The 15,020-nt window shown below is 73.1% G+C and carries 16 protein-coding genes; 9 read left to right on the forward strand and 7 right to left on the reverse strand.

The annotated features are described in order from the left end of the window. Positions 1-30 precede the first annotated feature (30 nt). From ACFW6A_RS21680 to ACFW6A_RS21705, 6 genes are all read left to right on the forward strand, one after another. Positions 31-1,284, forward strand: a complete 1,254-nt coding sequence (locus ACFW6A_RS21680) for a cytochrome P450 (protein ID WP_386642102.1) — start codon at positions 31-33, stop codon at positions 1,282-1,284. 64 nt (positions 1,285-1,348) lie between these two features. Continuing rightward, positions 1,349-2,098, forward strand: coding sequence for a thioesterase domain-containing protein (locus ACFW6A_RS21685; RefSeq protein ID WP_351846303.1), 750 nt, complete (start codon positions 1,349-1,351; stop codon positions 2,096-2,098). After that, entirely contained in the window at positions 2,095-3,378 is a 1,284-nt protein-coding gene (locus ACFW6A_RS21690) for a cytochrome P450 (protein WP_386642105.1), read from the forward strand. The genes ACFW6A_RS21685 and ACFW6A_RS21690 overlap by 4 nt, the downstream gene beginning before the upstream one ends. Next, positions 3,366-4,148, forward strand: coding sequence for a thioesterase domain-containing protein (locus ACFW6A_RS21695; protein WP_351846309.1), 783 nt, complete (start codon positions 3,366-3,368; stop codon positions 4,146-4,148). The genes ACFW6A_RS21690 and ACFW6A_RS21695 overlap by 13 nt, the downstream gene beginning before the upstream one ends. A 279-nt stretch (positions 4,149-4,427) precedes the next feature. After that, positions 4,428-5,684, forward strand: a complete 1,257-nt coding sequence (locus ACFW6A_RS21700) for a DNA glycosylase AlkZ-like family protein (protein WP_351846312.1) — start codon at positions 4,428-4,430, stop codon at positions 5,682-5,684. A gap of 527 nt (positions 5,685-6,211) precedes the next feature. Beyond that, positions 6,212-6,691, forward strand: a complete 480-nt coding sequence (locus ACFW6A_RS21705) for an NPCBM/NEW2 domain-containing protein (RefSeq protein ID WP_351846315.1) — start codon at positions 6,212-6,214, stop codon at positions 6,689-6,691. 109 nt (positions 6,692-6,800) lie between these two features. Here the strand turns inward: ACFW6A_RS21705 and ACFW6A_RS21710 are convergent, their stop codons facing one another. Then, the gene (locus ACFW6A_RS21710; RefSeq protein WP_351846317.1) at positions 6,801-7,538 is read right to left on the reverse strand and encodes a dienelactone hydrolase family protein; all 738 of its coding nucleotides are present in this window, start codon (positions 7,536-7,538) and stop codon (positions 6,801-6,803) included. 167 nt (positions 7,539-7,705) lie between these two features. Further along, a complete protein-coding gene (locus tag ACFW6A_RS21715; RefSeq protein ID WP_386642110.1) occupies positions 7,706-8,371 on the reverse strand; it encodes an NADPH-dependent F420 reductase in 666 nt (221 codons plus the stop codon). A gap of 103 nt (positions 8,372-8,474) precedes the next feature. Here ACFW6A_RS21715 and ACFW6A_RS21720 point away from each other — a divergent pair, with 103 nt between their 5' ends. The 3 genes from ACFW6A_RS21720 to ACFW6A_RS21730 all read left to right on the forward strand — a co-directional run bounded on the left by ACFW6A_RS21720 (position 8,475) and on the right by ACFW6A_RS21730 (position 10,101). Then, positions 8,475-8,867, forward strand: coding sequence for a helix-turn-helix domain-containing protein (locus ACFW6A_RS21720; protein WP_351846322.1), 393 nt, complete (start codon positions 8,475-8,477; stop codon positions 8,865-8,867). A gap of 429 nt (positions 8,868-9,296) precedes the next feature. Then, the gene (locus ACFW6A_RS21725; RefSeq protein WP_351846325.1) at positions 9,297-9,662 is read left to right on the forward strand and encodes an RNHCP domain-containing protein; all 366 of its coding nucleotides are present in this window, start codon (positions 9,297-9,299) and stop codon (positions 9,660-9,662) included. A 25-nt stretch (positions 9,663-9,687) separates the two neighbouring features. Beyond that, entirely contained in the window at positions 9,688-10,101 is a 414-nt protein-coding gene (locus ACFW6A_RS21730; RefSeq protein WP_351846328.1) for an RNHCP domain-containing protein, read from the forward strand. Between the two features lie 219 nt (positions 10,102-10,320). Here ACFW6A_RS21730 and ACFW6A_RS21735 read toward each other — a convergent pair whose 3' ends face one another. The 5 genes from ACFW6A_RS21735 to ACFW6A_RS21755 all read right to left on the reverse strand — a co-directional run bounded on the left by ACFW6A_RS21735 (position 10,321) and on the right by ACFW6A_RS21755 (position 14,964). Further along, positions 10,321-11,157 carry an aldo/keto reductase gene (locus tag ACFW6A_RS21735; protein WP_351846330.1) on the reverse strand — a complete coding sequence of 279 codons (837 nt, stop codon included), beginning with the start codon at positions 11,155-11,157 and terminating at the stop codon, positions 10,321-10,323. A 21-nt stretch (positions 11,158-11,178) separates the two neighbouring features. Next, positions 11,179-11,526 (reverse strand): nuclear transport factor 2 family protein, encoded by a 348-nt coding sequence (locus ACFW6A_RS21740; protein WP_386642113.1) that lies wholly within the window; start codon positions 11,524-11,526, stop codon positions 11,179-11,181. Continuing rightward, on the reverse strand, positions 11,523-11,966 hold the full coding sequence (locus ACFW6A_RS21745; RefSeq protein WP_351846335.1) for a heme-binding protein: 444 nt from the start codon (positions 11,964-11,966) through the stop codon (positions 11,523-11,525). Before ACFW6A_RS21745 ends, ACFW6A_RS21740 begins: the two co-directional genes overlap by 4 nt. A gap of 44 nt (positions 11,967-12,010) precedes the next feature. After that, positions 12,011-13,216 (reverse strand): MFS transporter, encoded by a 1,206-nt coding sequence (locus tag ACFW6A_RS21750; protein WP_351846338.1) that lies wholly within the window; start codon positions 13,214-13,216, stop codon positions 12,011-12,013. A 395-nt stretch (positions 13,217-13,611) separates the two neighbouring features. Beyond that, positions 13,612-14,964 (reverse strand): MFS transporter, encoded by a 1,353-nt coding sequence (locus ACFW6A_RS21755; protein WP_386642117.1) that lies wholly within the window; start codon positions 14,962-14,964, stop codon positions 13,612-13,614. Positions 14,965-15,020: the final 56 nt, after the last annotated feature.

Consider the following 15,020-nt stretch of genomic DNA (forward strand, 5'->3'; position numbering starts at 1 on the left):
CGCCCGGTCCACGCAAGGAAGGCGAAGACGATGACGGTACAGACCAGCCGGTGCCCCGTGACGGCGGGCCGCCCCGACCTGACCGACCCGGTGCTGCACGGCGACGGAGACCCGCACGCGGTCTTCCGCGCCCTGCGGCGGCACGACCCCGTCAGCCGGCAGGAGAACGGCGACAAGCCCGCCTTCTGGTCGGTGACCAAGTACCACGACGCCGACACGGTGCTGCGCGACCACTCCCGCTTCACCTCCGAACGCGGCACCCTGCTCACCATCCTCGGCACCGACGACCCCGCCGGCGGCAAGCAGATGGCGGTCACCGACCCGCCCCGGCACGCCCGGATGCGCGAACCGCTCCAGCGCGCCCTGTCCATGAAGGCCGTCGAGCGGCACCGCGAGGCGATCCGGAAGACCGTCGTCGGGCTGATCGAACCCCTCGCCGACGGAGGCGTCTTCGACTTCGCCGCGCCCATGACCGCCATGCCCATGGCGGTCACCGGCACCCTCATGGGCCTGCCGCCCGCCGACTGGCCGTACCTCACCTCCCTGACCACCGCGTCCATCGCCCCCGACGACCCCGAGTTCATGCTCGCCCGCGGACCGCAGGCCACCCTGGAGGCCGCCCACCGGGGCCTGTTCGCCTACTTCCAGGACATCGTCCACGAGCGCCGCGACGCTCCCGGCGACGACCTGATCAGCTTCCTGACGGGCATGGAACTCGACGGCCGCAGGATGAGCCTCGGCGAGATCATGTCCAACTGCTACAGCCTGCTGCTCGGCGCCAACGTCACCACGCCCCACGTCGCCCTGGCCGCGATGGCCACCCAGACCCGCACCGGCGTCCTCGAGGACTGGGCGGCGCACCCGGAGCTGACCGTCACCGGCACCGAGGAGGCCCTGCGATGGGCCTCGCCCGCCAGCCACTTCATGCGCTACGCCCTCCACGACACCGAGCTGCGGGGCCGGCGGATCCGGGCCGGGGAGGCCGTGGTGGTCTGGCTCGGGTCGGCCAACCACGACGAGGAGGTCTTCGCCGACCCCTTCACCTTCGACATCCGCCGCAAGCCCAACCGGCACATCGCCTTCGGCATCGGCCCCCACTACTGCGTCGGCCACACCGTGGCCAAGGTGACGCTCCGCCTGCTCTTCGGCGAACTCCTCAGCCGGTTCCGGGACTTCGAACTCGCCGGGAAACCGGAGAGGCTCCGCTCCAACTTCGTGGCCGGCTACAAGCACCTGCCGATCGTCGCCACCGTCCGGCCCAAACCCGGCACCGTCGCCTACTGAACTCCCGCGCCCGACCGCACGGCACCCGTCCGACCTCCCCTCCGCCCCCACCAGGAGCTGCCCGATGACGACGAGCACCAGGAACCGCGGCGCCGGCAAGTGGCTGCTGCGCGAGCCGAGTCCGGACGCGCGGAGCCGGCTGTTCTGCATCCCCTATTCCGGCTGCGGCGCCAGCATGTACCGGCTGTGGCCGCAGTTCGTCGACGACACGGAGATCTGCCCCGTCCAGCTCCCGGGCCGCGAGAACCGGCTCCGGGAGAGCCCGCACGGCACCTACCAGGAGATGGCCGACGACCTCGCCGACGCCCTCCTGCCCTACCTGGACCGCCCCTACGGGCTGTTCGGGCACTGCGGATCGGCCCTCGGCGCCTACGAGACGGCCGTGCGCATCACCGAGCGCGGACACCCCCGGCCCGCCCGCGTCTACGTCTCCTCCCAGGTCGCCCCGCACGAGGGCCCCTGCGGACGCTTCCTCGGCATGACCGACGCCGAACTCCTCCAGGAACTCAGGACCCTGGTGATCAAGATGGGCGGCACGCCGGTGGACAGCCTGCTCGAACTCTCGCTCGGCGTGCTGCGCGCCGACATCGAGGCCAACAAGCTGTACCACGTCGCCGAGCCGACGCGACTGCCCGGCCCGATCACCGCCATCGGATGGTCCGGCGACACGGAGGTCCCGCACACCACCATGACCGGCTGGCCGGTCTGCGGCGACACCACCTACGAACTGCTCGACGGCGAGCACTACACCTTCACCGAGGCGCCCCCCGCCCTGCTCGACGTCCTCGCGCGCGGCCTGGGAGCCCGCCCGTGACGGCCGGGGCGCGCCCCGCGCCCGCCACCGACCGGGCGGACCTCCTCCACGACGACGGCGAACCGGTCGACTTCGACAGCCACGACCCCCGCCACGCCCGCGACCCGTTCACGGCCCTCGACGCCCTGCGCGACAGGTGCCCCGTCTCCTGGACCGGCGCCTGGGAGGGCCACTGGGTCGTGACCGGGCACCGGGAGGCCGTCCGGGTCGCGCGCGACCCCCGCTTCCTCACCAGCCACGTCCGGCCCGACGGCGCCCTCCAGGGCGCCAGCATCCCCACCATCGGCCAGACCGGGCGGCTCGTCCCGCTGGAGATGAACGTCCCGGAGTCCCTCGGCTACCGCAAGCTGATCGCGGGCTTCTACGCGCCGAGCAGGGTCGCCGCCCGCGCAGGGGAGTTCCGCCGGCTCGCCGACGCGTGCCTGGACGACCTCGTCCGGGAGGGCGGCGGCGACCTGGTCCGCGCCCTCACCGAGCGCCTGCCCAGCATCCTGACGCTGCGGGACATCGGACTGCCGGAGGACCGCTGGGAGGAGGTGGACGCCCTCGTCGAGGTCGCCCTGCTCAGCGCGCCCCACGATCCGGACCGGGCCCGCGACGCCGCCCAGGAACTCTGCATGATGATCGTCGAGGAGATGGAGGAACGCCGTGACGGCTCGGGCGGCGGACTGCTGACCGAGCTGCTCACCACCACCCTCCACGGCCGGCCGGTGCCCGACGAGGCGATCGTCTCGATGATGTACGTGCTGCTGCTCGGCATCCACCCGACCTCCGCCCTCACCGCCACCGCCCTGTGGCACCTGGCCCAAGACCCCGGGCTGCGAGCCCGCCTGGCCACCGAGCCGGGCCTGATTCCCGGGGCCGTCGACGAGTTCCTCCGCTGGCTCTCGCCGATCCAGTCGACGGTCCGCACGGCGGCGGAGGACCTCGACGTCGGCGGAACCGAAGTGCGAGCGGGCGACAGGGTGTTCCTCTCCTGGGCGGGCGCCAACCGCGACCCGTCGGTCTTCCCCGACCCCGCGCGCCTCGTCCTCGACCGCGACGCCCGCGGCCACCTCGCCTTCGGCGCCGGCGCGCACTACTGCGTGGGCGCGGCCGCCGTCCGCGCCATGTTCGGCACCATGCTGGAAGCCGTCCTCCGCAGGATGCCCGACTACGCGCTGGACCCCCGGGCGAGCGTCTCCTGGTTCCCGGACGTGAGCTTCTTCCACGGCGTCACCTCGCTGCCCGTCGTGACGCGGGCGGACCGGACGGCGGGAGGCGCGTCGTGGGAGCGGTGACCGCCACCGGCGCGGAGCGCTGGCTCCGCCGGTACGGGCAGGCCGGCGGACCCGGACCCACGGGCGTCCGCACGCGCCTGTTCTGCCTGCACTTCGCCGGAGGAAGCGCCTCCGCGTTCCGCGACTGGCCCGACTCGCTGCCCCCGCACATCGCGGTGGAGGCGCTGATGCTGCCCGGCCGCGAACGCCGCTTCCGGGAACCGCCGATCGACCGGATGGACGTCCTCGTGGACGCCCTGGTCGAGGCTCTGCGCCCGCGCCTCGACCTGCCGTACGCCCTGTTCGGCTACAGCTTCGGCGCCCAGGTCTCCTTCCACCTCGCGCACGCCCTCCGCGCGGCCGGCCTGCCGATGCCGGTCGGGCTGTTCGTCGGCGCGAGCGCCGGGCCGAGCGTGCTGGGCGAGGTGCCCGGAGTGCGGGAGACCGACGAGGAGCTGATCGCCTACATGCGCGACCTCGGCGGCGTGGGCGACGACGTGCTCGGCGAACCGGACATGCTGGACCTGGTGCTGCCCGCGCTGCGGGCCGACCTCACGGCGGTGGCGACCTGCCCCTACACCCCGCGCCCCGCCCTGGACCTGCCCGTCCACGCCTTCTCCGGCGAGGACGACCCCACCACCGCCCGGCCCTCCCTGATGGCCGAGTGGAGCCGCGAGACGACGGGTCCCTTCACCCAGACCGTCCACCCCGGCGGCCACTTCTTCATCGACCACGCCCGCGAGGACCTCGTCGCCGCCATCGCCGAGGACCTCGACCGCCTGACCGCCTGACGGAATGCGGCAATCCGCGGCGAAGACCGCCCGGCTCGTGTGAGGCTGCACGCATGGGTCCCTTCGCACAGGAGAAGGCGGACCGGCTGCGTTCCGACCGGCCCCGCTCCGCGTCGGGACCGGGCTGCCGGCCGCCGGCACGGAGCCCGGCGCGGTCGGGTCCGCCGACCGGCGGCCGCACCCGTCCGGGCCCCTGGCGGAGGCCCGGCCCCCGCGGGGCGCGGCGTTGTGCGCACGCCCCGACGACCGAAGCGAAGCGAACCGGATGAAGAGCCGACCATGAGCGACATCGAACTGAGCATCGAACACGCCCGGCGCATGGCCGTCAGCTGCCAGCACCTGGAGGGACCGGCGCCCCGGCGGGGCGACGAGCGGCTCAGGGAGGTGCTGAGCACCCTGCGCTGTCTCCAGCTCGACCCGATCGACGCCGTCGCGCAGAGCCACCTCCTGGTGCTGTGGAGCAGGCTGGGCTCCTTCGACCGGCGGCGACTCGACACCCTGCTGTGGAAGGAGCGCTGGCTCTTCGAGTACTGGGCGCACGCCGCGTCCATCGTCCTCACCGAGGACTATCCGCTGCACCAGGCCCTGATGCGCGGCCACCTGACCGGCGAGCAGCCCGCCCACGCGCGCAGGGCGGCCGAATGGTGCGAGGCCAACGGCACGCTCCGGGACGCGGTCCTGGCCCGCCTCCGCACGGACGGCCCGCAGCCGACCGACGGCTTCGACGCCGAGGCGGCGGTCCCGTGGGACACCGGCGGCTGGTCGGCCGGACGCAACGTCGACCGGATGCTCGACCTCCTGTGGACCCGCGGCGAGATCATGGTCGCCGGGCGGAACGGCAGAAGGCGGCTGTGGGACCTCGCCGAGCGGTGCCTGCCCGAGTGGACCGGCCACGAGCCGCTGCCCGAGCGGGAGGTGGTGTCCCGCGCCGCCGAACACTCGCTCCGGGCGCTGGGCGTCGGCAGGCGCCGGGACATCGAGCAGCACTTCGTCCGCTCCCGCTACCCCGGCCTCGCCGACCTCCTGCCCGACCTGGTGGCCCGGGGCCGCTTCGTACCCGTCACCCTCCAGGACGCGCCCGAGCGCGAACGCTGGTACGTGCACGCCGACCGCCTGCCGCTGCTGGAGCGCATCCAAAACGGCCGGTGGACCGCCCGCACCACGCTGCTGTCGCCGTTCGACAACCTCATCTGCCACCGCGAACGGACCCAGCGCCTCTGGGAGTTCGACTTCACCTCGGAGATCTACGTCCCCAAGGCCCGCCGCCGGTACGGCTATTACGTCATGCCCATCCTGCACGGCGAGCGGCTCATCGGCCGGGTGGCCCCGCGGTACGACCGCCGGCAGGAGACCCTCACGATCGAAGGCGTCTACGCCGAGCCGACCGCCTCGCGGGCGAAGACCGTGGCCAGGGCGGTCGGCCGGTCCCTGACCGGCCTGGCCTCCTTCGTCGGCGCCCGCAGGATCGCCGTCGACGGCCCGGTCCCGCCCGCCTGGCAGGACGCGCTCCTCCCGGTCCTCCTCGGCTCCCGCTGACCGGCGGCCACCGCGCGGCGGCTCCGGCGGGCGCCCCCGCCCGTGACCCCGCCGAGCCCCTCGCGGACCCCGTCGGCGTGAGGCGCGGAAGCCGCGCCGGAACCCGCCCTCACGAACGGAGCCGCCCGGGACCGACCGGACCGGTGACCCCCCTCCCGGGAGAGATCCCCCGGAAGAGATGTACGTCCCGCGGGGCGGCGGGCATCATGGCAGCACATCCGTGACCGCCGGGGGGAAGCATGACGGAAGAGCCCACGAGCGCGCCCTTACCCGAACCGCCGCCGAACCCGCCGACGCCCGGCGGTCCTCCACATACTCGGCCCCCTCAGCCCGCTCCTCCGTCCGCTCCGCCTTCCGCCCCGGCGGCCCCTCGGAGGAGCCTCGGCGAGATCGCCGCGCTCATCTCCGCCGTCTCCGCCGTCCTGGGCGTCGTTCTGGGGTTCCTGGGACTTCCCGTCTTCTTCCATTCGCCGACGGCCAGGGTTCCGGCTGCCGCCGGGCCCCCTCCCACCACCGCCCCCGGACCCGTGGTGACGCCCAGCGCCACCGCGCCGGCGAGCCCGACCGAAGCGCCGCCGCAGACGCCGGCCCCGACGACGCGGACCACCGCGCCGCCGAAGGGCGAGACGAAGTCCCTGATCCGCGACCTGCACCCCATCGAGACCGACCGCTATCCCTACGACGTCGGACCGGTCACCGTGGCGGGGAAGACCTACCCGGCCACCCTCACCACCACCTGCTCGGTCGCCACCTGGCAGCTGGACCGCAAGTACAGCACCCTGCGGACCGGCCTGGCCGTCACCGAGACCACGCGCTCCGGCTACACGTTCGTCTTCACCGTCGAGAAGGACGGCAACGAGGTCAGCACGGTGACGCGCGAGGCCGGAGATCCGGTGCTTCCCCTCACCGTCGATGTCCGGGACGCCTTCCGCGTCACCCTCAGGATGGACAGCTGCGGCGAACCGAACGGCAAGGCGGCGTGGATCGATCCCGTCGTCACCGGATAGGTCCCGGCGACCCCCGGGGCGAGCCCGATGTTCCACATGCCGCATCGGCGCCCTCGTCCAAGCCGTCCCTCCAGCGCTGTCGCGGAACGGCCCCGACCGTGCGCCCGGGTCACGCCCGCGGCTCCTCCGCCACGGGCAGGCACTCGGCGAGCAGGTCGACGACGTCACGCCACGCTCGCCGCGCGTGCCGCGGGTGGTGACCGACGCCGGGGACCGTGGGGTGGTCGACCGGAGGGTGGTGGAAGGCGTGCGAGGCGCCGCCGTAGACCGTGAGGCGCCAGTCGACGCCCGCGGCCTGCATCTCGGCGGCGAACGCCTCCCGTTGCGCGGGCGGCATGATCGGGTCCTCCGAACCGACCCCGGCCCACACCGGGCAGCGGATGCGCGCCGCCTCACCCGGACGCCCCGTGGTCAGCGCGTTGACCGTCCCGATCGCGCGCAGGCCGGCCCCGTCGCGTCCGAGTTCCAGCGCGACGGCGCCCCCGGTGCCGTAGCCGACGGCGGCGATCCGGTCGGGGTCGGTCCGCGGCTCGGTACGCAACACGTCGAGCGCCGCACGGCCGATGCCGCGCATGCGGTCGGGGTCGGCGAGCAGCGGCATGCAACGGGCCAGCATCTCCTCGGGGTCGCCCAGGTAGCGCCCGCCGTGAAGGTCGAAGGCCAGCGCCACGTATCCCAGCTCGGCGAGGGCGTCCGCCCGGCGCCGCTCGACGTCGCTGAGTCCCGTGCCCTCCGGCCCGAGCAGCACCGCGGGCCGGCGGTCGGCACCGGCCGGGAGCGCGAGGTGCCCGATCATCGTCAAACCGTCCGCCGGGTACGCGACCGCCCGCGTCGTGATCGTCGTCATGGGACGGGACTGTAGTGACCGCCTGCCCAGGACCGGCCGCTGTTCCGCCACCGGCGGAACAGCGCGCGCGTCCCCCGTACTCCTCCGGCCGCCGACCTCACCGACAGCGCCGCCGCCCGCTCCCCGCGCGTGCGGGTCCGTCAGGGGGCCAGGACCGTGCGGCGGGGTCAGGCTTCGTCGTCGACCGCGCCGGGGGCCAGGGCCGGTGAGGGGAAGGCGTGGCGCGCCTCGCCTCCGGACCACCACACGCCGACGGCCAGGACGGCCGTCGCCTCCAGCAGGGCCGCGCGGGACAGTCCGCCGCAGGGCAGCGGGGAGCAGCCCATCGACGTGATGAGCCGTGCGGTCACCTCGGCCGCGACGGGAGTTCCGGCGCAGAACGGCACGGCCAGGGCCGCTCCTTCGAACGCGGGCCGCGGCAAGGTCCAGACGCTCTCGTGGCAGATGCCGAAGGCTTTGGCGACACCGGCGCCCGGTGCGGCGGCGGCGATGCGCGCGGCCACGGAGTCCGTGCCGCCCCCGGTGGTCAACGAGGGTCCGTCCGGGCCGGGTGCCATGGGCACCGTGCAGTCGAGCACCGTCCGCCTGGCGAGCAGGGGGGCGAGCTCCCGGGCCACCGCCGGCGCGCTGTCCGCCGGCAGGGCGAACAGGACGGCCTCGCCGTGGGCCGCCGCCTCGGCGAGGCCGCCGTGCCCCGCGGCTCCGATCCGGGCCGCGGTGGCGGCCGCGCTCGCCGCGTTCCGGCCGCCCACCAGGACCTGGTGCCCCGCCCGCGTCCAGGCCCCGCCCAGGGCCGCCGCCATCGAGCCCGTACCGAGAATGCCGATGCGCATGTTCCCGCTCTCCTTCGTGTCCGTGCCGTGGAACGTCGTGCCCTTGACGCTAGGAGGGCCGATGCACACCACACGGTGCGCATCGGCCGGGCACCATGGGCGCATGGGAGAAAGCGAGAAGCTGGGGGACGAGGGGTTCGCGGCGGACTGCAAGGCCCGCGTCGCCTTCGAGGTGCTGGCCAACCGGTGGGACAGCGTGGTGGTGTTCGTCCTCGGAGAAGGAGGCCCGATGCGCCCGCGCGCCCTGCTGGACCGGATCGGCGGGATCGGCCCCAAAGTGCTCAACGACGCGCTGCGACGGCTGGAGCGCAACGGCCTGGTGGAGCGCCGCCGATACTCCGAGGCACCCCCTCGCGTCGACTACGCCCTCACCGAGGCCGGCACGGCACTTCTGGTCCCCATCCGCGCGATGGGAACCTGGGCCGCCCACCACGCGGACGCCGTCCTGCTCTCCCAGGACCGCTTCGCCACCCTCCGGGAGCTCCCGGAGGAATGACCCCCGAGGCCGCGGGGCCGTCGCGAAGGCCGCGTCCCCAGGGCGCGGTGCGGGTCGGCCGCAGCCGTGGCGCGTCGACGGCGAACCGGGGCCGGTCCCACCACCTCCGGATCCGCTACGAGAGCCGAATAATGCTTTGACAGCCCTGGAAGACGTCCTGTTAGCCTGACCGCGTCGTTCTGATTCGTTCTGGGCCTGTGCGCCCTGGAAAAGGGTGTTTGATGTCCCGGCCCGCGCCGAGTGCGCCTCGCCACACCGCGTAACCGTCCGCAGCCTTCCCCTGCCCGGCTCTCCGGGCCGCTGCCGGATGTGCCCTCCGGTGCTCTGACCTGCCCATTCGCCGCTCCGCGGTGTCATCGGGCTGCCTTCTGACGAGGCCACTCGGCCTGCTCTTGCTGCTTTGACCACTTCCCAGCAAGGAGCACCCCGGTGTCCAGCCACACCAGCAACAACACTCTCCGCCTCGGCACCTTCGCCTGCGCGTGGTGCGGCCTGACCGTGTCCGCGTACGCCCCCGACGGCGCGCCGCGCGACCACTGCCCGTCCTGCCTGCACTCCCGGCACGTCCTCGACCACGTCGAAGGCGGCCCGAGCGACTGCGAGGGCCGGATGTCCCCGATCGCCATCGCCGTGCTCCGCACCGGTGACTGGAGGGTCATCCACCGCTGCGTGCGCTGCGGCGAGCTCACCTCCAGCCCGGTCCGCGAGGACGACAACCAGCTCGTCCTGATGCGCATCGCGGTCCGCCCGCTGGCCCAACCGCCTTTCCCGCTCGAAGCGTTCGGAACCCTCTGACCGACCGGCAGGAAAGGAACACGCCATGCCACGCAACAACAACCGCCGTCAGCGCCGCCCACAGCGGCACAAGGACGTCCTGCACACCCGGGGCGGCCACCGGGCAGGCGACTTCCGGTGCGCGTCCTGCCGGCTCGACGTCTCCCCGGACGCGCCCGGGACCGCCCACCGCAACCACTGCCCCAACTGCCTGGCCAGCCTGCACGTCGACCGGAAGATCCCGGGCGACCGGGACGCCGACTGCCGGGGCCGGATGGACGCACTGGGTCTGTCCGTCCGTACCGACGGCGAGTGGCTGATCATCCACCAGTGCGCCTCCTGCGGCGAGCTCTCCGCCAACCGCATCGCCGGCGACGACAACCCGCTCGCCCTGGTCCGCCTGGCCCTCAGGCCCCTCGCCGACGCCAAGGCCGCAGGCCGCGCCCTGCTCACCCTGTGACCCTGGCGCGGCAGGCTCTGAGGGGGGCGCGCCCCCGGTCGCGCCCCGCCCCCTGCTCCACCTCCACCACGACTTCCACCACCGAAGAAACCACCGAAGAAAGGGAGCACCTCAGCAGTGAGGGTCGGGGCCGAGACCCTCCACGACACCACCCGCGGGCGCGGGGCCTCACCACTGCCTTCGGCATGCCGGCCACGGTGTCGGGCGCCACGAGGGATCTCAGTGCTGGTTGAACCGGTCCGGGTGCGGGCCGGTGCGCAGGTCGCGGTCGAGGCCGGCGATCGCGGCCATCTCGTCGTCGGTGAGGGTGAAGTCGAAGACGTCGAGGTTCTGCCGGATGCGCTCGGGCGTCACCGACTTGGGGATGACGATGTTGCCGAGCTGCAGGTGCCAGCGCAGGACGATCTGGGCCGGGGACTTGCCGTGCCGGTCGGCGATGGCGGTGATCGGCTCGTCCCCCAGGACGGCGCCCTGGGCGAGCGGGCTCCACGCCTCGGTGGCGATGCCCAGCTCGGCGTGTACGGAGCGGAGTTCGGCCTGCTGGAGGCCCGGGTGCAGCTCGATCTGGTTGACGGCCGGGACGAGGTCGGCGCCGTCGATCAGCCGCTTCAGGTGGTCGGGCTGGAAGTTGGAGACGCCGGCGGTCCGGACCCGGCCGTCGGCGACGAGCTTCTCGATGGCCTTCCAGGTCTCCTTGTACAGGTCACGGGCCGGGGTGGGCCAGTGGATCAGGTACATGTCGACGTACTCGAGGCCCAGCTTGGCGAGGCTGTCGTCGAAGGCGCGGAGCGTGGAGTCGTAGCCCTGGTCGGCGTTCCACAGCTTGGTGGTGACGAACAGGTCCTCGCGGGCGATCCCGGAGGCCGCGAGGGCCTTGCCGACGCCGGCCTCGTTGCCGTAGACGGCGGCGGTGTCGACGGAGCGGTAGCCGGCCTCCAGGGCGGAGGAGACGGCGGCGGTGGTCTCCTCGTCGGGGACCTGGAAGACGCCGAAGCCGAGCTGGGGGATGTCGACGCCGTTGTCGAGGGTGACGGTGGGGATGCTGAGGGGTGCCATGGTGTGCGGGCCTTTCGTGGTTCAGGCGGTGCGGGGGGTGAGGGTGTAGCGGACGGTCTGGGCGCTGATGAGTCCGTCGCAGAAGACGAACGTGTCGACGCCGTCGGTGACTTCGTGGGTGTCGGTGGCGGCGGTCCACTGGAGGAACAGCACGTCGCCGGCGAAGGCCGGGTTCAGCTGCCAGTCGGCGCCGGGGAGATCGGCGAGCAGTTTGCCGATGCCCCGCCGTACTCCCTCGCGTCCGGTGAGGGTGCCCTCGGGGGTGAGGAGGACGGCGTCCTCGGCGTAGTTCCGGCTGACGAGGTCGAGGTCGCCGGTGCCGAGGCGGGTGCCGTGGTCGGCGAAGACCTCCTGTGGGGTTCGGTTCATCGGGTGGATCCGGCCAGCTCGGTGAGGGCGGCGGTGGCGAAGCCGTGGTCCTGGTCGGGGGCGCCGCCGCCGACGCCGATCGCGCCGATGAGGCGACCGTCGCGGTGGACGGGGACGCCGCCCGCGATGAAGAGCAGAGGCTTGTCGAGCGCGGTGGGCAGCGAGTGGAACGGCCCGTCGGGCTTGACCAGGTCGACGAGGTCGGCGGTGGGGGCGTTGAGCTGCAGTGCGGTGTACGCCTTGCGGGTGCTGGTCTCGCCGGAGACGAGTACGGCCCGGTCGTCGCGGCGGAAGGCGAGCAGGTGGCCGCCGGCGTCGAGGACGGTGACGCTGACCGTGACTCCGGCGTCGTCCGCGGCGCGGCGGGCGGCGGTGATCAGGGTCTCGGCGTCCTGCGTGCTCAGCGGGGCGACGGGGGCCGGGGCGGTGGTGGTGCTCATGAGGGGTTCCTTCGTGGAGGGGTTGTCGCTGTGTGGGGGTGGGGTCAGACCGTCGCCGGGGCCGGTTCGGCCGTCGCGGAGCCGGTGACGACGCGGCTCGCCCTGCGGGTGCGGCGGTCCAGGTGGGCGGCGAGGAGGGCGAGCAGCAGCGCCGTGCCGGAGAGGATCGCGCCGACCCAGTTCGGGGCGGTGAGGCCGAAGCCCGCGGCGATCACGACACCGCCGAGCCAGGCGGCGAGGGCGTTGCCGAGGTTGAAGGCGCCGATGTTGGCGGCGGAGGCCAGGGTGGGGGCGGACGACGCCTGGTCGAGGACCCACTTCTGCAGGGGCGGCACGGTCGCGAAGCCGAGGGCGCCGATCAGGGAGAGGGTGATCGCGGCCAGGACCTTGTCGTGCGCGGTCGCGGTGAACAGGAGCAGGGCGGCGGTGAGGGCGGCCAGGGCGGTGAAGAGCATCGGCATCAGGGCGCGGTCGGCGAACTTTCCGCCGAGCAGGTTGCCGAGGAACATGCCGATCCCGAACAGGACGAGCAGCCAGGTCACGGCGCCCTCGGTGTAGCCGGCGACCTCGGTCATCATCGGGGTGATGTAGGTGATCGCGGCGAACACGCCGCCGTAGCCGAGGACGGTCATCGCCATGGCGAGCCAGACCTGCACGTTCTTGAAGGCGGCGAACTCGCGGCGCACGCTCACCGACTCCGGGCGGCCGGCCTCGGGGACGAGCTTGGCGACGCCGAGGAAGCCGACGACGCCGAGCGCGGCGACGGCGAGGAAAGTGACGCGCCAGCCCGCGGCCTGCCCGAGGGAGGTGCCGCCGGGGACGCCGACGATGTTGGCCACGGTCAGGCCCATGAACATCAGGGAGATCGCGGACGCCTTCTTCTGCGGGGCGACGAGGTCGGCGGCGACGACGGAGCCGATGCCGAAGAACGCGCCGTGCGCGAGGGAGGCGACGACCCGGCCGGCCAGCATGAGGCCGAAGGTCGGGGCGAGGGCGGAGAGCGTGTTCCCGACGACGAAGAGCGCCATGAGGGCCATGAGCATCTTCTTGCGGGACACCCTGGTGCCGAGGACGGTCAGCAGCGGGGCGCCGACGACGACGCCGAGGGCGTAGCCGGAGACGAGCCAGCCTGCGGTGGGGATGGTGACGCCGAAGTCTCCCGCGACCTGGGGCAGCACGCCCATGATCACGAATTCGGTGGTGCCGATCCCGAAGGCCCCGATGGCCAGGGCCAAGAGCGCGAGAGGCATGGAGGAGACCTTCCAGGTGATTGCATAGGACGCTTACACCGGAGAACAATAATTGCATGCGCGGGATAAATGCAAACGCACAAGAGTCGGGTACGCGTAGTCCGCGTGTGCAACTATCGAGGGAGGGGAGGTCGCCGACGCCGTCGCCCTCGGCCGGAGCACCACCACCCGCCCGGTCACGCACCTGGAGGGCCGCGGCCTGCTCATGCGCTGCCTGTGCCCCACCGACCGCCGCGGACCCGCAGCTCGCGCCCCTCGTCCGGGTGGTCGAGGGGCGCGGGCGTGCCGATGGGGCCACCCGCGGCCTGAAGCGCGGTCCCCCTATGCCTCCGCCCCCGTCGGCGGGGCCGGCGGGGGCGGAGGCGTACGGGGAAGGGGTCGTTCCCTCCGGGCGCTCAGGCGGAGACGGTGACCGGTCCGGCCGGTGCCGGGGTGGTGGCGGCCGCTCCGGCGGCGAGGCGGCGCAGGTGGTACGTCCGCAGGCGCAGGGTGCACCAGATGCCGAGGACCGAGACCGCCATCAGGGCGACGGCCGGGGGCCAGTACGCCCCGTCCGCCAGCGACGACAGCCACACGGCCGCGACCGGGGCGAAGCCGCCGAAGACCATGTTGCAGACCTGGTAGGAGAGCGAGATGCCGGTGTAGCGGACGTGCGGGGCGAAGCCGTCGGCGAGGATCGCCGCGATCGGCCCGTACAGCGCGGACATCACGAACCGCATCGCCAGCATCATCAGGTAGATGAGGACGACGCTGCCGGTGTCCATGACCAGGAACTGGGGGACGGCGAGCAGGACGACGCCGCCGAGGCCCGCGACGACGACCCGGTGCGAGCCGATCCGGTCTCCGAGGAGGGCGAGGAAGGGGGTGACGACCAGTTCCAGGAAGGCGGCCAGGGAGAGGCCGTTGAGCAGCATCGACTCGGACAGGTGGAGGGTGTCGGTGCCGTAGGCGAGCAGGTAGCTGGTGACGACGTAGTAGCCGCCGGTGGCGGTGGCCAGCGCGAACACGCCGACGAGGACGGTCCGCCAGTCCTTCTGCAGGACCTCGGCCACGGGCAGCCTGTCGTTCTCCCCCTGTCCGGCGCGGACGTCCTCCATCACCGGGGAGTCCTCCAGCCGGGTGCGGATCACCAGGCCGATGACGACCAGGACCGCGGAGGCGAGGAACGGCACGCGCCAGCCCCAGCTGTCGAACGCCTCGTCGCCGAAGAGGTTCATGAGGCTGAACGCGCCGGTGGAGAGCAGGGCGCCGACGGAGGAACCCAGCTGGGCGAAGGAGCCGAAGAAGGTGGCCCGGCCGGCGGGCGCGTTCTCCACGGCGATCAGGACGGCCCCGCCCCACTCGCCGCCGATGGCGACGCCCTGCACGAGGCGCAGGACGATCAGCAGGATCGGGGCGAGGACGCCGACCTGTCCGTAGGTGGGGAGCAGGCCGATCGCGAAGGAGGCGGTGCCCATCATCAGGAGGGTGATCACCAGGGTCTTCTTGCGGCCGACCCGGTCGCCGATGTGGCCGAAGACGATGCCGCCGAGCGGGCGCAGCAGGAATCCGACGGCGAAGGTCGCGAAGGAGGAGAGGGTCCTCAGCGCGGGCGGCATGTCCGCGGGGAAGAAGACGTCGTCGAAGACAATCGCCGCGGCGGTGGCGAAGGCGTAGAAGTCGTACCACTCGATGGAGGTGCCGGCCAGGGCCGCGAAGGCTGATCTGTACGGGCTCCGGGACTTCGTGGAGGTGGTGCGGTCCGTCATGGGGGACCTCCGGCAGGAAGGAGAGAGGGGGACGGGGAGGGGAAGGGCGGGAAGGG

Source organism: Streptomyces sp. NPDC058758 (genome assembly GCF_042746075.1).
Lineage (GTDB): Bacteria > Actinomycetota > Actinomycetes > Streptomycetales > Streptomycetaceae > Streptomyces.